At 41.2% G+C, this 18,666-nt stretch carries 18 protein-coding genes and 1 pseudogene; 12 read left to right on the forward strand and 7 right to left on the reverse strand.

Going from position 1 to position 18,666, the window contains the following annotated elements; translation table 11 throughout:
* Positions 1-102: 102 nt before the first annotated feature.
* A complete protein-coding gene (locus B4K11_RS00005; protein ID WP_292956121.1) occupies positions 103-1,242 on the reverse strand; it encodes a GGDEF domain-containing protein in 1,140 nt (379 codons plus the stop codon).
* Positions 1,243-1,877: 635 nt separating this feature from the next.
* Positions 1,878-2,369 carry a MarR family winged helix-turn-helix transcriptional regulator gene (locus B4K11_RS00010; RefSeq protein ID WP_292956118.1) on the reverse strand — a complete coding sequence of 164 codons (492 nt, stop codon included), beginning with the start codon at positions 2,367-2,369 and terminating at the stop codon, positions 1,878-1,880.
* Positions 2,370-2,584: 215 nt separating this feature from the next.
* Between B4K11_RS00010 and ectA the strand changes: the two genes are divergently transcribed.
* The 8 genes from ectA (at position 2,585) to B4K11_RS00050 (ending at position 9,799) form a co-directional block, all read left to right on the forward strand.
* Positions 2,585-3,094: a diaminobutyrate acetyltransferase gene (gene ectA, locus B4K11_RS00015; protein WP_292956114.1), complete on the forward strand. Its 510-nt coding sequence runs from the start codon at positions 2,585-2,587 to the stop codon at positions 3,092-3,094.
* A gap of 50 nt (positions 3,095-3,144) precedes the next feature.
* Entirely contained in the window at positions 3,145-4,455 is a 1,311-nt protein-coding gene (ectB, locus tag B4K11_RS00020) for a diaminobutyrate--2-oxoglutarate transaminase (protein WP_292956111.1), read from the forward strand.
* A gap of 12 nt (positions 4,456-4,467) precedes the next feature.
* Positions 4,468-4,860, forward strand: coding sequence for an ectoine synthase (locus B4K11_RS00025; protein WP_292956108.1), 393 nt, complete (start codon positions 4,468-4,470; stop codon positions 4,858-4,860).
* A gap of 10 nt (positions 4,861-4,870) precedes the next feature.
* Positions 4,871-5,764, forward strand: a complete 894-nt coding sequence (gene thpD, locus B4K11_RS00030; protein WP_292956105.1) for an ectoine hydroxylase — start codon at positions 4,871-4,873, stop codon at positions 5,762-5,764.
* A gap of 35 nt (positions 5,765-5,799) precedes the next feature.
* Complete coding sequence (locus B4K11_RS00035) at positions 5,800-7,233, forward strand: aspartate kinase (protein ID WP_292956102.1); 1,434 nt, start codon at positions 5,800-5,802, stop codon at positions 7,231-7,233.
* 2 nt (positions 7,234-7,235) lie between these two features.
* Positions 7,236-8,213, forward strand: coding sequence for a methyl-accepting chemotaxis protein (locus B4K11_RS00040; RefSeq protein ID WP_292956099.1), 978 nt, complete (start codon positions 7,236-7,238; stop codon positions 8,211-8,213).
* A gap of 112 nt (positions 8,214-8,325) precedes the next feature.
* Positions 8,326-9,195, forward strand: a complete 870-nt coding sequence (locus tag B4K11_RS00045) for a hypothetical protein (RefSeq protein ID WP_292956097.1) — start codon at positions 8,326-8,328, stop codon at positions 9,193-9,195.
* Between the two features lie 154 nt (positions 9,196-9,349).
* Complete coding sequence (locus tag B4K11_RS00050; RefSeq protein ID WP_292956094.1) at positions 9,350-9,799, forward strand: hypothetical protein; 450 nt, start codon at positions 9,350-9,352, stop codon at positions 9,797-9,799.
* Between the two features lie 353 nt (positions 9,800-10,152).
* Here the strand turns inward: B4K11_RS00050 and B4K11_RS18550 are convergent, their stop codons facing one another.
* The 3 genes from B4K11_RS18550 to B4K11_RS00060 all read right to left on the reverse strand — a co-directional run bounded on the left by B4K11_RS18550 (position 10,153) and on the right by B4K11_RS00060 (position 13,258).
* The gene (locus B4K11_RS18550) at positions 10,153-10,296 is read right to left on the reverse strand and encodes a hypothetical protein (RefSeq protein ID WP_414689253.1); all 144 of its coding nucleotides are present in this window, start codon (positions 10,294-10,296) and stop codon (positions 10,153-10,155) included.
* Between the two features lie 378 nt (positions 10,297-10,674).
* A complete protein-coding gene (locus B4K11_RS00055) occupies positions 10,675-11,574 on the reverse strand; it encodes a pseudouridine synthase (protein ID WP_292959179.1) in 900 nt (299 codons plus the stop codon).
* A 106-nt stretch (positions 11,575-11,680) separates the two neighbouring features.
* Positions 11,681-13,258, reverse strand: coding sequence for a BCCT family transporter (locus B4K11_RS00060; RefSeq protein ID WP_292953236.1), 1,578 nt, complete (start codon positions 13,256-13,258; stop codon positions 11,681-11,683).
* 560 nt (positions 13,259-13,818) lie between these two features.
* Here B4K11_RS00060 and B4K11_RS00065 point away from each other — a divergent pair.
* Together B4K11_RS00065 and B4K11_RS18555 are read left to right on the forward strand one after the other, a co-directional pair.
* Positions 13,819-14,232: pseudogene (locus B4K11_RS00065) on the forward strand (diguanylate cyclase domain-containing protein); the annotation flags it as partial.
* An 84-nt stretch (positions 14,233-14,316) separates the two neighbouring features.
* A complete protein-coding gene (locus tag B4K11_RS18555) occupies positions 14,317-14,490 on the forward strand; it encodes an EAL domain-containing protein (protein WP_414689276.1) in 174 nt (57 codons plus the stop codon).
* A gap of 57 nt (positions 14,491-14,547) precedes the next feature.
* On the opposite strand, the gene B4K11_RS00070 is transcribed toward B4K11_RS18555, so the two are convergent.
* Entirely contained in the window at positions 14,548-15,486 is a 939-nt protein-coding gene (locus B4K11_RS00070) for a GlxA family transcriptional regulator (RefSeq protein WP_292953233.1), read from the reverse strand.
* 129 nt (positions 15,487-15,615) lie between these two features.
* Here B4K11_RS00070 and B4K11_RS00075 point away from each other — a divergent pair, with 129 nt between their 5' ends.
* The gene (locus B4K11_RS00075) at positions 15,616-16,218 is read left to right on the forward strand and encodes a cysteine hydrolase family protein (RefSeq protein WP_292953230.1); all 603 of its coding nucleotides are present in this window, start codon (positions 15,616-15,618) and stop codon (positions 16,216-16,218) included.
* A 383-nt stretch (positions 16,219-16,601) separates the two neighbouring features.
* A complete protein-coding gene (locus tag B4K11_RS00080) occupies positions 16,602-16,988 on the forward strand; it encodes a hypothetical protein (protein WP_292953227.1) in 387 nt (128 codons plus the stop codon).
* A 283-nt stretch (positions 16,989-17,271) separates the two neighbouring features.
* Here the strand turns inward: B4K11_RS00080 and B4K11_RS00085 are convergent, their stop codons facing one another.
* Positions 17,272-17,574: a DUF6482 family protein gene (locus tag B4K11_RS00085; protein ID WP_292953224.1), complete on the reverse strand. Its 303-nt coding sequence runs from the start codon at positions 17,572-17,574 to the stop codon at positions 17,272-17,274.
* Positions 17,575-18,666: the final 1,092 nt, after the last annotated feature.

Genomic DNA, 18,666 nt, shown 5'->3' on the forward strand with positions numbered 1-18,666 from the left:
ATATCTGAGGGTACTCGGTTAGCTAACTCTTTTAGATGTCTGATAAAGTCAGGGAAGTCGAGTATGAAAGATCAGTGAAGCAAAGGTAAGTCAGGAATATTCTTAAACCGCCACAACTTGATTGCGCCCTAGATCTTTCGCAGAGTATAGCCGCCGATCAAGGATTTTCATAAGTTCAGCGGGGTTATAGCCTATCTTAGGATCTGCTACTACAACGCCTACGGAAACGGTCAAATATGCTGATACTTTGCTATTGATATTTGGTATTTGCATGGTTTCAATATGACCTCGGATCATTTCGCCATATTCCAAACCATTTTCGTTGTTTTGATCTGTGGTAACTATGACAAACTCTTCACCACCTATCCGAAAAGAGAAATCACCAGACCGGCGGCAGACTTCTCGTAAGCGTTGACCAATTTTCTTTAAAGCATTATCGCCTGCAGTGTGTCCATAATGGTCGTTAAGGCATTTAAAGTAGTCGATGTCGAATAGGATCATGGCCAGGTGGGTTTTATCCCTGTTAGCACGTTGTAATTCGGTTTTAATAACATGGTCAAAGTGGCGGCGATTAAAAAGCCCAGTTAATTGATCAGTAATTGATAGTTCAGCAAGCTTTTTGTTGGCTTGCCTAAGCTCTGTTTCGACTTTAGCGCGGGAATTGCGTTCACGAAGTAGGTCGAGTGACTGTGATGATACGTTCTGGTACATCTGCATACCAGCTTGAAAAAGCTCCAGTAGAGATTCATGCATTTCCTTATTCGCGATAGCTTTTGCTTGTTCAATACTATGGCCTTGGCGGATTGCTTTGACGCCAATGGCAAGGCGTTTATCATCATCAATAATATGATGAACAAGCCAGCCAATTAAAAATTGAAGAATGTCCTCCGTCATCTCAGTCAGTGGTTTATCTCGGTTGTCATTTTGCAGTGCGGATACGGCAGGTAAAAAAGAGTCGTGTTTTAAATGGTGCTTATGGAACCAGGGATCTTCATTGAAATATTCGGCCCACACCGACTCTTCGTACTTGAAATGGAAATTAGCGTATTGAACTAGTTTATCAAATGTCTGATTTAAATCTGCTACCTCCCCTCTTGTCAGGGATATCGCTAGCTCGTTGATCAGGCTGAACAGTTTTCTATGCTGTTTATCAATTTCCTGATGACCTGTTTCAAAGTTTACAGTCCATGGGAATACTTGAAATTCGCTCAACAAAATCTGCTTATCTATTTCATCTGACATTTTGTTTTTATATATCCTTATTGGATAATTTAGAATGCTACCGAATTCTTAAGGCCTATGATATCCGTCATACAGTCTGATGTTATATTAGGGGCGTTACGTCGGAATTTCCAGATTAACTATGCAATGCTTAAGGTGCTGTTGTTCGTGTGGTTGATTATTCCCAAGTTCTTCCACGTTTTACTTGAAGCTTCCAGTCGAATTTCGAACGCTGCTTCAAAGCGCTTGCAGGGTAAGCTATTTTTTATAGCTCGTTTTTTATAAAAGCGATTTTATTCCGACCACTCGGTTAGTGCATTGATTGTGATTATTATCTTTACTTGTTACTGATTAAAAAGAGTTGTGGGGAAGGGAGCGATGTTCAATTTTATTTCACGTAGCTTCCTCTAATGGGTGCTTATTTCCTTCCGATTCGACCAGATAGGGACCAGAGCGTTTTTATATTAGCCGTTTTCAACAAAGCTCCGGTCTTTGTAGAATGGTTGGTTTAAAGAGATTGAATGATAGAAAATAGGTTGAGTTTTGGAGAGGTGGGGTAGAAAGGTATCGGCGCATACTTTGAGGCTCTGCATAACTCCTATTGGGAATAACTAATTGTGGTATTTTGGTGCATATTTCTTAGTGTTGCGAAATAATCAGTTATCAATTTCAACTGAAGGGCGGTCAATTTGGCCGATATCCAACATAGGTGCAGCATCAAGGTGCTGGGCATCCAGCATAAAGGAAACTCTCTCCAGAGCAGAGATAATCATGGACTGCTCCCAATCTTGCATATCATCAAAACGGCGAGTAAACATATCCTGTTGAGTTGTGGGGGCTCCTTTCATTAGCTCAAGTCCATTAGAACTCAGCGCAATCCATACCTTTCGTTTATCTTCAACACCGCGTTCACGTGTAACTAATTCCTTCTTTTCCAGACGATCCAGAATACTCGTAACAGTTGCCTGTGTCAGTGAAACTTCCTTGGCCAGCTCACCCGTAGTTACTGGAGAGACTTGCCTAAGCGCCTGCATTGTCATCAATTGTGGGAGAGTTAGTCCGGTGAGTCTACTGATCTCCTTTTCCTGCATATCTGTAGACCTAATTACCTGACGCAAAAGAATGAGAGCTTCCTGACTTTTTTCCATCTTTTTGAACCTTGATTAATTTAGGCATATTTTATCTGAGGTTATATGCATTGTCACAGCCTTAAATTACATAGTAACACAAAGCTTTTTATTTTTAACAATCACACTATTATGGTGCATAATTTAGTATTACTAGCCAAATACGATTGAAAAAGTGCATGACGATGCATTATAATGCTTCGCATTACTAAATAATCGTTCTACTAAATATTCGTATGGCTATTAATATTATTTACAAAAAACCTAAACCTATGGATGGCGCGCAAGTAAATACCCTAATAAAACGCTGCCCTCCACTTGATACCAACTCTCTATATTGTAATTTGCTCCAATGTCTAGATTTTTCTGAGACATCTATTGTTGCGAAAAACTCTAATGGCGAAATTGTAGGGTTCATCTCTGGATATATTCCTCCCAAGAGAGCCAGGACCTTGTTTATTTGGCAAGTGGCGCTAGATCCTGAATATAGAGGGCAAGGTATTGCGTCTGAAATGCTATCAAGGCTGTTTAGTCGCGATAGTGACCTGCGTTTCATGGAAACCACTATTTCCCCAAGTAATACAGCTTCTCAAAAGCTTTTTAAAAGCTTCTTTACTACACATCATATGTCACTTGAGACCCATACCCTTTTCGAAAGGGGCATCCACTTTGCAGATGATCATGAAGATGAAGTTCTATATCGAGCAGGGCCAGCCAAGCAGTTCACCCCTATTCATGCTGTTTAGTTTCTCTTACTACCAGTTATAAAAACCTATAAGCCTTTTGGAGGCTAATAATGAAAATTTTTGAAGAGATTGAATCAGAAGTTCAGTCCTACGCACGCTCTTTTCCAAGAATCTTTAATCGTGCTAAGGACGAATTCCTATACGATGAAGAAGGTAATGAATACTTGGACTTTTTGGCCGGCGCAGGAACGCTAAACTATGGCCATAATAATGAACTCTTTAAACCAGCACTGCTTAAATACATAGAAGAAGATGGCATCACACACGGTCTGGATATGCACACCAAAGCAAAAGGTGAATTTTTGGAGTCTTTTAATGAAAAGATTCTTAAACCGCGCCAACTCGATTACGTGATGCAGTTCACAGGCCCAACCGGTACAAATGCTGTGGAAGCGGCAATGAAGCTAGCGCGCAATGTGACGGGTCGTGAGAATATCATCGCATTTACTAATGGTTTTCACGGAGTGAGTCTGGGGGCATTGGCTGCAACGGGTAATTCACACCACCGTGGTGCCGCAGGTGTAAGCCTGAGTGGAGTGACTCGAGTTCCTTACGATGGCTACCTTGGTGATGAAATTGATACAACTGAATATCTTGACAAAGTGCTTTCAGATACCAGCAGCGGTGTTGACTATCCGGCCGCTGTAATTGTTGAAACTGTTCAGGGTGAAGGAGGTATTAACGCTGCCAGTTTTGAATGGTTACAGAACCTAGAAACTATTTGCCGTAAGCATAAAATACTTCTGATTATTGATGATATCCAGGCGGGTTGCGGGCGAACCGGGACTTACTTTAGCTTTGAAGAAGCCGGCATAACTCCAGATATTGTTACCTTGTCTAAGTCTTTAGGTGGTTATGGTCTGCCTTTCGCAGTGGTTCTGTTCAAGCCTGAACTTGATCAGTGGAAACCGGGTGAGCATAACGGAACTTTTCGAGGAAATAACTTTGCGTTTGTCACTGCAAAAGCAGCGATTGATCACTATTGGTCAGATGATGAGTTTTCTAAAGACATTAAACAGAAAGGCCAGTACGTATCTAATCGCCTGGAAAAGATTGTAGAGCGATATGGCGAGGGTAACTTCACAACGCGCGGTCGTGGAATGTTCCAAGGCATTAGCTGCGTTAGTGGTGATCTAGCATCGAAAATCACTAAGAAGTGTTTCCAAAATGGTTTAATTATTGAAACGAGTGGTGCGGATGATCAGGTGGTTAAATTCCTCTGCCCGTTAGTTATCAAACAAGAGAGCCTTGTCAAAGGTATCGATATTGTTGAGCAGGCAATCAAAGATGTTTGTGACGCAGAAAAGAGCATTCCGGAAGATAACGATTACTTCGATGCGGTGTATCACCAGTCAGTATAAGGGCAAAAGTGGATGATTTTACGTACATTACAAGAAGCTGAAAAATCAGAACGACGGGTTGTATCTCCAGATGGGAATTGGGAGAGTACTCGTCTTCTACTAAAAGATGACAATATGGGATTCTCTTTCCATATCACGACCATTTATGCAGGCACAGAAAGCCATATCTGGTATCAAAATCATCTTGAATCGGTTTACTGCATCAGCGGTGAAGGTGAAGTGGAAACGCTCGAAGATGCTGCAATTCATTCAATAAAGCCGGGTTCTATTTACATACTTGATAAAAACGATGAACACCTATTACGTGCACACACAGAACTGAAGCTTGCCTGTGTATTTAGCCCTGCGCTCAATGGCAAAGAAGTCCATGACGAAAATGGCGTTTATCCGTTAGAAGAGTGTTAAGGAGCGATGAATGTTAAAACCCGAAGATGTTTACCCTTCCAGAATAAAAGATTCTGCTGAAGTTATACCGCGTATTGATCCAGTGATCCACCCATCTGATATTGATGGTTCTGAGCTACTGGATGAGGCTGACATTAAGAGCTTCAAGGAAAAGGGGTATTTGCTACTACCTAATGAGTTTACGGCATCTGAAGTAGAAGCTTTTAAAGCAGAATTGGAACGAATGCAGTATGACATATCATTACTGGATTCTCCTGAAGCTATAACAGAACCCGATAACGGTGAGTTACGCTCTGTTTTTCAGGTTCACAAAGATCACCCAGTCTTTTCAAAAGTTGCAAAAGATTCCCGAATTGCAGATATCGCACGATTCATTCTGGGTGGTGATGTTTATATTCATCAGTCGCGTCTCAACTTTAAACCAGGTTACCGAGGAAGAGAGTTTTATTGGCACTCTGATTTTGAAACTTGGCATGTAGAAGATGGTATGCCGCGAATGCGCGCCGTGAGTTGTTCGATCTTACTTACAGACAACGATGCAAAAAATGGTGCGTTGATGCTCATGCCCGGGTCACATAAAGAGTATGTAACTTGTGTAGGCGAAACACCAGATAATCATTACCTTTCTTCTTTGAAAAAGCAGGAATATGGTGTCCCTAGTGATGAGAGTTTGAAGTATCTCAGTGAAAAGTATGGTATCGATTGCGCTGAGGCTAAGGCTGGTTCAGTGTTGTTTTTCGATTGTAATGTGATGCATGGTTCTAACAGTAATATCACCCCAGATCCGCGTAGTAATCTGTTCTTCGTCTACAACCATATTGATAATATGGTATTCGACCCGTTCTGCGGCCAATCGCCACGTCCTGAATTTATTTGCTCACGCGAAACTATCAAAACTATCTAAGTGCAGGGGGAGTTAATCCCCTGAGCATTATAAAAATGACTCATACAGTAGAAAAAATTGGCGGCACATCAATGAGCCGCTACAAGGATGTTTTAAATAATATCTGGCTGCAAGAGAAGAACGGCAGTCTTTACAGTAGGATTTTTGTTGTCTCTGCATATGCAGGCGTAACAGATATGTTATTGGAGCATAAAAAAACAGGTGACGCTGGTGTTTATAGCAGCTTTATCGAAGCCGAGGAGAAGGATGCCTGGCTTGAGCGATTGAAACAGGTGCATCAATACCTTCGTAACATAAATGAAGACATGTTCAATGATCAGCTTTTAGAAGCAGCGAATACGTTCATCGATGTACGCATTGACGATGTCAAAGAGTGCATGAATAGTTTGCAGAACTTGTGTTCTTTCGGGCATTTCCAGTTGAAACAACACCTATCAACAGTCCGAGAAATGCTGGCTTCGATCGGTGAGGCTCATAGTGCGTTTAACTCTGTTTTGTTGCTTAAGTCAGAAGGGATAAGTGCCCGTTTTGTTGATCTTACTGGCTGGAAACAAGAAGAGGCTCTGCCGATCAACGAGCTTGTCGAGCAAGCCTTTGCAGAGAACACCTGTGCTGAAGAGCTTTTGATTGTTACAGGCTATACCAACTGCGCAGAAAAACTCATGGAAACATTCGACCGTGGTTACAGTGAGATGACATTCTCGAAAATTGCTTCAATCACTAAAGCTCGGGAAGCTGTCATACACAAAGAGTTCCACCTCAGCAGTGCTGATCCGCGAATTGTTGGCGAGAAGAATGCGGTCGCAATTGGTATGACGAACTTTGATGTGGCTGATCAGCTGTCTAACTTAGGTATGGAAGCAATTCATCCCAAAGCAGCTCAAGGAATTCGAAAGGCAAATATTAAGCTCAGGGTTAAAAATACGTTCGAACCAGATCATCACGGTACCATCATTGACAATGATTATTGTAATCCAAGGCCATGTGCAGAAATCATTGCAGGCCGTAAGGATGTACAGGCGTTAGAAGTATTTGATCAGGAAATGTTAGGCTCGCCAGAGTACGATATTGCTATTAGTCGCTTAATCAAAGAGCTGAAAATACAGTTGATCAACAAAGAGGCAGATGCAAATAGCATTACTTTCTATCTTTCCGGAAACCGTAAAATGGTCAACCGGCTGGTACGTTTGATCGAAGAAAAGTTTGTTACGGCAGAAGTTAAATTAGATAAAGTCGCGCTTGTGTCGGCAATAGGCTCAGACCTGAATGTAAAAGGAATCTTATCTAAAACTGTCTCATCACTCACAACTGCCGATATCAATGTTCTGGCATTGCATCAAACTATGCGTCAGGTTGAGATGCAGTGTGTTGTCGCAGAAGGTGACTACGATCAATCGATCAAGTCGTTACACAAAGCTTTGGTTGAAAGTGAAAATCACGGGTCTGCCATTAGGACAGAAGTGACTTAATAATGACTATTTCTATTGTAAAAATAGCTTTATTGGCAACCTTGTTACTTGAAATAATCGTGGTGTTAGTTCTTTCTGACCATATTAATCTGCTTTGGTTTGTACTGGGGATTATCAGCTTAAATATCACAATTGCTATCTATTTATTAGTAAATAAAGGAACATCTTCTGATAGGCATACAGCAAGTGATCATGAACCTGAAATAGTGTCGCTGAAAAATTCCTTGGTCGAGCTCTCTGAAGAAATAAAAATATTAAAGAGCAATCTAAGTGTATTGTCTCCTCGCCCATTCTCTAGATCTGAAGACCTCTATGTGATCTTGGAGAAAATGGAAGCTATTGAATATGCAGACACTGACGGTTTGATGACCGCCACCAGTGAGGACCGAAAATTAACTGAAACAGACAGCTTTTTAAGCTTTGTTTCTGGCTTTTTAGAAGAAGTATCAGTTGTTATCCAACAAATGGTGGAGCGTATCGTCGGTGTATTTAAACTTCTTGATTGTATTGAGGATATTGCCAATAAAATTACTCTTCTCGCGTTAAATGCAAATCTCGAGGCAGCACGTGCAGGTGTTGCTGGTAAAGGCTTTTCTATAGTCGCTCAAGAGGTACGTGGACTATCACAAAGCAGCGCATCACTTAGCGAACGTATAAAAAATAAAACTATCAGAACTAAAGCGTCAATTTACAAGTTGCAGGTACTATTACAAAACTGTACAGGTTTAGACCCTGATAAATGCATTTCAGAAATAGTAAATGCTAGAGAACAGATTATAAATTTATGTGGCATTGAAAATACGTTTCAAAGCAAGCAAGCACTATATGAACAAACAACGCATCGTATTGACCAGGTCAAAGCTTTGCTAATAGGTTTTAATGAAGCACAGCGTGAACTTGATCAGCTAAGCCATGAAGCACTTTCGCTTGATGTTGAAGCAGAAGCCATTCATCGTAAACTATCTGATTATTTTGGATAGCCCGAAGTATCAAATTAGAAGTTTTTACTCAAATGCTCGGCATTTTCTCAAGAAAGAGTCAACTAAATCTAGTTCACTTGATATAGCCTTTTAAAGATACGGAGTGATCTTAATGCGGAAAAAACTAAGGAATCTGTCTTATTCAATTTTGATATGGCTATGCACAAGCGTTGCAGCCGACGAAGGTAAACAAGACCTTGAAACCAAAATTGAATCACTGGATAAGCCCCTATATAGCCCTTTCATTGAACGTTATATCATTGATGAGCTCAAGCAGCTTCGTTCAGATCAACAAAACCTTAAAGTGGAATTCTACAAAGAGTTGACAGACAGGCAGCTAAAACTAGCTGAAGTTTCTGCTACTTATGCAACAGATACAGTCACTTACTTTTTCTACCTGATCGCTGCGACAAGTTCAGTGTTGCTATTAGTTGGTTGGAACTCTTTACGAGATATTCGTTCTAATATTGAAGGCCACGCTGAGGCAAAGATCTCTAAGCTGATTGTCGACTATGAAGCTCGTCTAGATCAGTTAGAGCAGAACCTTGTGTCAAAGTCTGCCGTAATTCAAGCCAACCAAGCTGAAATTGAAACCACAAATGAGATCCAGGCATTATGGTTAAGAGCTGGTCAAGAATCTGCGTGGGAACAAAAAATTAAAATTTATGATCATATCCTTGAGTTGAGGCCTGAAAGCGCTGAAGCCATGACATATAAAGCGGATGCAGCCATTGAAATAGGACAACCACAATTAGCCATAGCTTTGTGTAATAAAGCATTAGAAATTGAACCTGGTAGTGGACATGCCTACTTCCAGCTTGCTTGCGCTTTTGCCGATTTGAAAGCGTTTGAAATTGCTTATGATTATCTACTCAGGGCAATAACTATATCTGAAGATTACCGAGCCCAGTCAGCTGAAGAGGATCGTTTCCTGCCCGATCGGAAAATAATGGAGCTCTTAGAAAGTGTTGATGCTGGATAGAGAGGATTAATACTTGTAAATTCGAAACATCTTTTAGATGGGTAAAATATTGTCAATAAAACACAAAACAGTCCTGAAAGAATTTGATGTGCTAAGCTAGATTTAGCAATTAACTTTCAATCACTAGAAGCGTATTAGGGGGGGGTAATATTTGATGGAGTTTATCACTGAAGGTGATGCTGTGAAATGTATAAGGGTTATATCGGAAAAACCTATAACCGTAGCAACATTTCACATTGATGTTGACCGAGTAGCTCCTCATGTAGCTTCAGCCTTATCATCTAAGGAGATAATAGAGCTTGAATTATGGTTAAAGGATAGGTCAAAATTACAGGAAGCATTGAAACAAAGGCCTATCGAAGTCACTATTTTAGAAGCTCTTCCCGGAGTGTTAGATCAAGCAGCAAATGCTATATCAGAACTAGGTGAAGTTGATAAAAATCTTTATCAAACTATCAGGAAAAAAATATCGCGTCTTACTTATGAGTTAGACAGTATTGAGCAGTTCAAATCTAAGACCAAAAATGTGCAGCTTGACAAAATTCCTAACAGCGAAGTATTGAAAGAGCGCCTTGAAACCATAAAAGACAATATTGAGAATTAAGTCAATCCTTCATCACTACACATAAAAAATTCACACCCAGCACACCAACGTATGCGTCAACTTCACCGGAGGCAAGTTTTTGTAATCCTTCTAAGGGGGTAGAAACGGGGTTACTGATAATAGCTGGGTGCCCTTTTAAAAACCGTTTACTGCTGGAATATCCCTCAACAAGCGCAACATTTTTCCCATCCAGCTCATTTGCAGATGCAATCCCCCCTCTTCTCTTTTCGCGTCATAATAACTAATGGGGTGGGTAGATAGATTTGAGTAAAATCAAGAAACGTTTTGCGTTCAGGGGTAACCACTGCAATGGCAATCACATCTAATAAACGCTCTTTTGCACCCTCTACAATTTAAGGCCTGCTGAGGTTAGGAACCGGCTTAAATTGTATGCCTAGGCTCATGGCAATAATCGATAAGTAATCCGGCGCGGCGCCAATAAAACCGCCTGAACTATCCAGAAAACTATATGGTGCATAGCCGCCATCAATACCCACTTTGATAACAGACTGAGTCTGTAACCACTCTTTCTCTTCTTTTGTTAGCTTAAGGTTATGCCTAATTCGTTGACGATCCCCTGCTCAACAGACATAGCAGTCTGTTTAGACAACGCAAACGTACTGAATATCGAACAGAAAAAAGAACCACAAGAATGGAGGAAATTCGCTAAAAGTGCGTCGCTCATTCCCTTGCGTAAAGCATTGTCTAAATCCCCTATAAATACGTCCCTAAGACTTAACTACTGAAAGCCTTAGCATAAAAAGGTTTATTACATTGCACACGGACTTAAACAAAACACGCTTAACAAACCAATATGCCAAACGTCAAACGTCAAACGTCAAACGTCAAACGTCAAACAACAGTTATTCAAATAGTCAGGTGGCTGGGTTCATTTCATAACCACAATGAAAGGTCCTTGGCTGCCCTGTTACTGGATCTTTAAAGCGCAATTGCTGCGCCAACAACTGCAATGGCTGTGCAAAATTATCCGCTGATTCAGGCTGTAACACTGGGTAATAACGATCATTTATAATAGGCCACCCAAGGCTCTGCATGTGAACTCGTAGTTGGTGAGTCCTTCCAGTGACAGGCTCTAACTCAAACAGCGCTTTATCTTCAAATCGGTCGAGACAACGAATTCGTGAATGGCTATTGGATTCACCTTCAATTATGCGCATCAAAAAGCGCGGCTCGGCGCATTCCAATCGATTAATAACCTCCCACTGTTGCCCAGCTCTGGGCTCAGAGCAATGCTCCTCAATCTTCGCGATCGCCTGATAGCTCTTCCTCATCTGCCGGTTAGCAAACATCTGATGATAAAGATGGCAGGTTTCAGGATTGACGGAGAACATCACCAACCCAGCAGTCACACGATCAATACGATGTAGCGCTTGCAGATTTTCTATCCCCGTTTTCTTCCGTAACCGATTTTGCAGACATTCATTCACATAGTTCCCACCGGGTGTCACCGGAAGGAAATGGGGTTTATACGCCAAAAGAATATCTTCATTTTGAAAGATAACTGTTTCTCTAAACGGAATTTCTGGCTCTTTCTCCACCTCACGGTAGTAATAAACACGCAGCTGAGGCTGATAAAGAGTCTCTAATGTAATGACACTGCCATCATGCCAATGCAGCTTTTTATCTATAGCCCTCTGACGCCAAATACTCGCGTCGATCTGTGGAAATTTATAAATGAGGTAATCGACAACCGTAGCAACACCTGGGTTATGCTTTGGCAAAGTCAGTTTAGAGGGAGATTTAGCTATCGCCATGGTCAATTCCGAGATAGCTGCTTTCAAGCAGTTATGTAAATAATAAGAGGCTATCTAAATAAAAGGGGCTTATACAGAGCCCCTAAGATTTCATCCTGCGCTACTATCAAGATCGTCGATAATTTGGGACTTCGGTCATAAGTCCTTTATAGAGACTTATACACATCAGCAGTAACACAAGGGTAAAAGGCAGACCCACTGTAATTGCTCCCGCTTGCAACGCACTTAGCGCCTGAGCACCGCCGCCAAATAAAAGAGTACCAGCAATAACACCCTCCAAAGTAGCCCAAAAAATACGTTGCGGAACTGGCGCATCAATTTTACCACCCGCCGTAATACTATCGATAACCAGTGAACCTGAATCTGATGATGTCACAAAGAACACTAACACCAGTACAATACCGATCACTGAAGTAATACTGGTCAAAGGCAGGTTTTCTAACATTTGGAACATCGCCAAAGAGACTTCACCAATCCCATTAGCTAACTCCCCCACACCATTTTTGGCTTGATCGAGGGCAGTACCACCAAAAGCAGCCATCCACAAAGTGGTCACCATTGTAGGTACTAACAAGACTGCAATTATAAACTCTCGCACGCTTCGGCCTTTTGAAATACGCGCGATAAACATGCCAACAAAAGGCGACCAAGACACCCACCACGCCCAATAAAAAACAGTCCAGCCATGGAACCAAGTCTGGTCTTCCCTATCAACCCAATTACTCAAAGGGATAATATTCTGAAGATAGCTAACAGTGGTATCTGCCATCGTAATGAAGATCACAGCCGTCGGGCCGGCAATAATCACAAAGAGAAGCAATATAGACGCTAATCCCATATTGATATTACTGAGTAATTTCACCCCCCCATCCAAACCGCGGATAACCGAAAAAATCGCCACCGCCGTCACACCAATAATAATGGCTAGCTGGGTATTGATCGTGTTTGGAATACTAAATAAGAAATTGAGGCCTGCCGCCGCTTGCTTTGCACCTAAACCTAAAGAAGTCGCTAGGCCGAAAATAGTCGCCAAAACCGCAACAACATCTATCAGATCACCTATACGCCCCCAACAACGATCTCCTAATAAAGGAAAGAAAACTGAGCGAATCGTCAACGGCAGTTTTTTATTGTAATGAAAAAATGCCAGTGACAAACCGACAACAGCATAGATAGCCCAAGGGTGCAGCCCCCAGTGATAGAGCGTGGCCCCCATCGCCATCTTCGCAGCCACCTCGGTATTAGGCTCAACATTCAATGGCGTTCCATACCAATCGGAATAATAAGCAACAGGTTCAGCAACACTCCAAAACATCAGCCCAATGCCCATACCTGCGGCAAATAACATTGCAAACCAAGATAACGTGCTGAATTCAGTTTTAGCCTCATTGCCGCCAATACGAATACGTCCTACAGGCAGAAAAATCATAGCCAAACAGAATAGGACAAAAATATTGCCGCCGGCCATAAATAACCAATCAAAATTATTGATTGACCACGCCTTAGCCCCCTCCAACGAGTCTTTAGCTTCAGCGGGAAAAAGCACTGTCGCAATAACAAAAAACAGTATAAGAAAGGCGCTAATTGCAAAAACGGGATTATGAATATCCATACCCATCGCTTTAACGTTATTTTCGCCTAACTCATGATCCGTATCATACTCATCACTAGCGGTAGTATTCATCATGTCACCTTACATCTATGAATCATAACCATCAGTCTATGTGATTGAGCCCCAAAATGTATAATAATTTCAAGGTCATAGGCTAATACTGAAGTTTTTTTTAACAATTGCCTAAATAGATGAAGAGATAACAAGAAACTGTATTAGTCACAGATACAGCCTTCAAAAACGCTGAACTCTGAAGACATATTGTCATAGTCTCCCCTCTCTCCACTCTGCGCACAAAAGCCTGAATAGAAAAATCAAAATCCCATGTCACTTTAAACAAGCAGCATATTCTCATGAACGGGTAATTAAGCCCCCTTGAACTAGAGTTAAAGACGATCAATTCAGCTTTCCGTATCAAGTACCAGTTATGACAAGCGTCAGCGGTTATTACTATGGGAATAGGAATATTTTTAACAAGGATACAAACAATACTCTCGATTAGAAAGGGAGCTAGCTATAGCCATTATAGGTTCCGATAGCGTCAGGTATTTATGAAAAATTATAACTTGCTCTTACAACCGTTCCCTATCTCTTTTCACTCTCCACTTTTATAAAACCGTCAAGAAACAGTTAGGAAAACAGATTTAATCGCTCGCTTAGGCAGTGACGAATTTATCATCATTTTAGAAGATGCTGGCACAGATGACGAGACAGTCAACACGAACATTAGAAATGTACTCGACAGTATCCACAAATCATTTGAACAAAGTATTCTTCTGGATCAATTTGAATATCACGCGTCATGCAGTATTGGTGTAACACATTTTCAAGGAGATGAAACTGCTGATGAAGTTATAAAGCGCGCTGATATGGCTATGTACCAAGCAAAATGGTCAGAAAAAAACACGTGCCGCTTTTATGACCCTGAGGTTCTAGTGCCGCAGTTTCATATGGCAGAGCTGGAACTAGAATTAATAAACGCTCTCCTCAGAAAACAGTTTGAACTTTACTACCAACCTCACTTCCATAATGATCAACTCACCTGAGCTGAAGTATTAATTCGTTGGGGACATTCAGAAAGAGGCATCATCTCCCCTATTGAGTTTACCCCAATAGCCGAAGATGCAGAAATCGTACAAACCATTATAGCAATGGCCTATAACTTAGGTTTGAATGTCATTGCTGAAGGCGTCGAAACAGAAGCGCAACGACAATTTTTAGAACTATCACAGTGCTTCAACTTCCAAGGTTTTCTTTTCGGTAAGCCTTACCCTATAGAAATATTTACTGAAAAACTTTTATAAGTAGCGCATTACTTTTTTGAAATCGACTGTTCACCAACTGAAGTCACTTTCCTCATTTCAAACAAACCGCTTCTTAAACTCTTTAGGGGTCTGTCCGGTAATTTTGACGAAGGTTTTTCGAAATGAGCTGATATCTTCATAGCCAACATCTAGAGCAATTCTTTCAAAAGAACCTCCGTTGGATTCAATAAGTTCACAAGCCTTTTGAACTCGTAAATGTTGTAAGTACTGTGTAGGCTTAAAGCCTGTTGCTTTAACAAAACGGCGTAGAAACGTTCGTTCTGTTAAATGGGCAAGTTCAGCGAGATGCTTAATGACAATGGTGTTTTGAAAATCGCACTGTAAACGATGCTGCACTTTCACAATAGCTTCATCACCATGATCCAGTTTAGGCATAAACGTCTGATAATAACGCTGCTCTCTAGGAGCGGTATCCACAATCAAAAAACGACCTAACTGGCGCATAACCTGAGGGCTAGCAAACTGAGCAACTAGCTCCAAACCAAGATCGATCCAGCTCATCAGTCCACCAGCCGTAATAATATCCAAATCATTGATTAAGAGTTTATTACTATCGACTTTCACCTCTGGATAACGATTTGAAAAATCATCAGATAATGTCCAGTGCGTTGTCACCGATCGTCCATTCAACAAACTGGTTTCAGCCAAGATAAAAGCACCCGCACACACTGAGCAAATAATAGCTCCATTCTTATGTTGCTGCTTCAACCAGCGAACCAATCCCTCTTCTGGAGCCAAATAGAAACTATCATCTAAACAAGGAGGCAAGATAACAACATTAAGAGGAGGAGAGTCACTAGCCAGATCTGTATTCAGTAACAAGCTATCGCATGTATGCGTTTTAAAAATCTCACCTAAATCATTCTGCTGACAGATCGTATTCGCTAGATAAAACTGTTCGGCCAACCCTTGTACAGCAGACAATAAAGCACCCGGGTAGTGAACTATCCCTATATCAATCTTTGATTTTGTCACTTTCAGCCTCTTTTATGCCAGTTACGCCTTCGGTATATCATGTAACTTCGTCAAATAATATCAACCTAATATTTGAAACAGGCAATAGATCATCAGCCTGACCACATAAAAAAGAGTTGAGGGAATATTATGAGCGAGCTAACAACGATTCGTGACCTTGCAGGACTTGGACATACTTCAAGTGCAGTGAGCGATTCAGCACTAGTGATTATTGATGCGCAAAACACCTACTGCGAAGGAATCATGAAACTTGATGGCGTTGATGCCGCATTAGGTGAATGTAAAACACTGTTAGAGCGTTTTAGAGCGGCAGGCAGACCGGTTTACCATATACGTCATGATGCAGGTCCTGGTACGCCCTACGATGTTAGCGCACCTATTGGACAGATCGCTGACATAGTCTCACCAAACGAGGGCGAACCTGTTATCACCAAGAACTTCCCGAACTCATTCACTCAAACTGATTTAGATGATCAGCTGAAAAGCAGAGGCGTAAATAATCTGATTCTGGTGGGCTTCATGTCCCATATGTGTGTGAACTCAACAGCGAGAGGGGCCTTTAGCTTAGGTTACAACCCAACAGTCGTTGCATCTGCAACTGCTACCCGATCGCTCCCATCAAAAGTAACTGGTAAAGATGTTCCATCTGAACAGGTTCATGAAGCAGCGTTAGCGGCTCTATCCGATCTGCCTTCAGCGGTAGTGCCTGCTATTTCTGACGTACCTGACTAAATAGCAGCTGCCTAACAGTGCACAAGAAAGGGGACGGATCTTATAGATTCCGTCCCCTTAGTGTTGTGATTACTGACAAGCTTAATCGCAAGAATTAATGGCTAGCTTTTGAAGCATGGTGTTCATGCCTTATTAACAGGTTTCACTATGTACAGAGTGCGACGAGCATTCAATCTAAATAAAACAAAAAGGAAACTGCATGTACAAACACATCAGAGCCTTACGGGCCTGAATAATATTACTCAACTGAACTTCATCGTCTCGTTGCAAATTTTGAACACAATGGACACTAACAATGACACATCATTTTTCGCTGCTCTTTACTAGACTAAATTTCATTCAATTATTTATATAATATGAAAGCAGTTATTAGGGTTATGGGTATGATGAAACAATTAAGTGTCTGGATATTTACGTCGGCTTTGTGTATAGGGTGTACTTCTTTAAGACCTCTACCTACACTCGGAAAGGACTCCTATCTTGTAGATATAGATCAAGGGGTTATGTGTTATTTTTCTGAATGCTTTAATCTAGCCCTTATTAAACCATCTCTTCAGGATTTACCTATAGCACTAGCTTTTGGCTTACCTAAAAAGGCCTATTCTTTTAGTCAAAAATCGCTTACAAAGCTATTACTGTCTCCTCCTAATAAACTTTATGAAGTTAAAAAATTATCAGATACACAGTTTCAGATTCCTCGAAATGAGGCAACCGAGCTATCGTTTAGAACATTAAAATATGAGAATTACATACTTTATGACCGCCGTTAATTAATCGGGAATAAGTAAAGGCACTAACACCAACCACTGCCTGCCCCGAATGATTAACTGTATGTAGAAACCGCATAGACCCGTCAAAAGAAATATCATACTCCTCTAGAGCTTCAGCATCGGTACTGATGTCTATCCATAGTATGGACAGACTTCGGTTCATCTGATGATAATGCATATTTTCTCATCGACATAAGGTTCCTTTGCCATCATAAAAAACTATATGCGTAACAACATTCATCCCTTGTGCCTCAGGGGCTATTAGGAAAAAGCAGGCTCAGTTTCAAAACCTTAAAGGCATAGTTTGCTGGTCGTAAGACATGTATTGACCGAAGCACGCCTCATCATGCGGAATAACCTGAACCAGTTCAGCCTGATTGATACCTGCTTCTCTACACAGGTCATATGCCTGTCTAATATTCTTGAAAGATAGAACTGAATTTTTCTCAGTTTTAATCAATTCTTTCTGAAGGGATTCCCGCCCATACTCGACTTCAACAACCATTGGACTACACCCCGACTCAATAAAACGAACGTTCTTTACCAGATCATTATTACGCAATTCCTTAAGCTCACTTATCAGCATTTTCATAACCCTCGTTATTATCACTTACTTGCATACGAACAGATTATGGAAATGGTTTAATTAATTTTCACCATAACTTACTTTTCTATGGATAATTGTACAGGGGAAGCTCAGGAGGGATAGTTACTAGTTTGTATACCTTCTCCATCGGAGGCCTACACCCACCGGCAATGTGTCCAGCGTGTATATACGCCCCGCAAACGGTTCTTAGGTGCGCCTTCAGCTTAGATAAGTAGCCAGTAATAACAAAAGCTTAGACCTCAATTCAATTCAATTCATCACTTCAAGAAACAATATTACCTGATAACACTCAGGAAGAATTATCTCTCGATATAGAATGTGAAACCAAGGGATAGCTCAACAGCTCTGGTGCCGCTTCGTACTGCCTACTAAAAATAGGTAAGAGTGAACTGAATTGGCATAGCCGCCTAAGTGAGGGCCGAAGAACCCCTACTGAATTTTCTTCAGTGTCTGGGAAGACAACACTGACGAAAGGTTACGTAGATCGTTTTCGTGAGTTGAGGTATTTCAGGTTGAGGCAAAAGGTTTACTACCGAGCTGAAGATCTAGGTGAATGACTGAAAAGCCATTAAATAACTGAGCCAGTGTGATCAGATTACGTCCACATCAATAGGAACACTGATCAAGTATGTAAAAAACAAAGGGAAGCCAGCGTAATAAAGGCCTCTCCTTCTTTGTTCTTACTCACCTGACCAACGGGTTACTAATCCGTTGCTCAGGGTAGGTAGGTTGAGGGTCTGTTGCTCGAGCCACAGTGTCGACATCTGTTGCTCAGGTAGGGAGCAGGTACTGACTTGTCAGTTATGTGCCCAGGCCGTGTGAAAAGTCGGATTGAGGATCAGGCTTCAAGCATGAAGGGGAAATTATCCATTCTGAGCGCCATAATGAGTCATCTTGGGGACTTACTTTCAGGTAAAGCCAGATTAGTGCCTAATCTATCCACTGCAAAAGACCTACAGGTTTTTTACGGCTAAATGACAGCTCTTATTAGGCCTGTATTGCTCCTGTTAATGCTTTCACGCCCAACACATTGATAACTCGCTTAAAATTATAGGCAAGTACATGCAGACT

It is taken from the genome of Neptuniibacter sp. UBA6509 (genome assembly GCA_002435145.1).
Taxonomy (GTDB): domain Bacteria; phylum Pseudomonadota; class Gammaproteobacteria; order Pseudomonadales; family Balneatricaceae; genus Neptuniibacter.

What these genes read in the sequence shown, in the direction of transcription:
- B4K11_RS00050 (WP_292956094.1), top strand. Translation starts at nt 9,350, where the DNA reads ATGGAGTTTATCACTGAAGGTGATGCTGTGAAATGTATAAGGGTTATA.
- B4K11_RS00040 (WP_292956099.1), top strand. Translation starts at nt 7,236, where the DNA reads ATGACTATTTCTATTGTAAAAATAGCTTTATTGGCAACCTTGTTACTT.
- B4K11_RS00025 (WP_292956108.1), top strand. Translation starts at nt 4,468, where the DNA reads ATGATTTTACGTACATTACAAGAAGCTGAAAAATCAGAACGACGGGTT.
- B4K11_RS00045 (WP_292956097.1), top strand. Translation starts at nt 8,326, where the DNA reads ATGCGGAAAAAACTAAGGAATCTGTCTTATTCAATTTTGATATGGCTA.
- B4K11_RS00010 (WP_292956118.1), bottom strand. Translation starts at nt 2,369, where the DNA reads ATGGAAAAAAGTCAGGAAGCTCTCATTCTTTTGCGTCAGGTAATTAGG.
- ectA (WP_292956114.1), top strand. Translation starts at nt 2,585, where the DNA reads ATGGCTATTAATATTATTTACAAAAAACCTAAACCTATGGATGGCGCG.
- B4K11_RS00035 (WP_292956102.1), top strand. Translation starts at nt 5,800, where the DNA reads ATGACTCATACAGTAGAAAAAATTGGCGGCACATCAATGAGCCGCTAC.
- B4K11_RS00060 (WP_292953236.1), bottom strand. Translation starts at nt 13,258, where the DNA reads ATGAATACTACCGCTAGTGATGAGTATGATACGGATCATGAGTTAGGC.
- B4K11_RS00005 (WP_292956121.1), bottom strand. Translation starts at nt 1,242, where the DNA reads ATGTCAGATGAAATAGATAAGCAGATTTTGTTGAGCGAATTTCAAGTA.
- B4K11_RS00085 (WP_292953224.1), bottom strand. Translation starts at nt 17,574, where the DNA reads ATGCTGATAAGTGAGCTTAAGGAATTGCGTAATAATGATCTGGTAAAG.
- B4K11_RS00055 (WP_292959179.1), bottom strand. Translation starts at nt 11,574, where the DNA reads ATGGCGATAGCTAAATCTCCCTCTAAACTGACTTTGCCAAAGCATAAC.
- thpD (WP_292956105.1), top strand. Translation starts at nt 4,871, where the DNA reads ATGTTAAAACCCGAAGATGTTTACCCTTCCAGAATAAAAGATTCTGCT.
- ectB (WP_292956111.1), top strand. Translation starts at nt 3,145, where the DNA reads ATGAAAATTTTTGAAGAGATTGAATCAGAAGTTCAGTCCTACGCACGC.
- B4K11_RS00075 (WP_292953230.1), top strand. Translation starts at nt 15,616, where the DNA reads ATGAGCGAGCTAACAACGATTCGTGACCTTGCAGGACTTGGACATACT.
- B4K11_RS00080 (WP_292953227.1), top strand. Translation starts at nt 16,602, where the DNA reads ATGATGAAACAATTAAGTGTCTGGATATTTACGTCGGCTTTGTGTATA.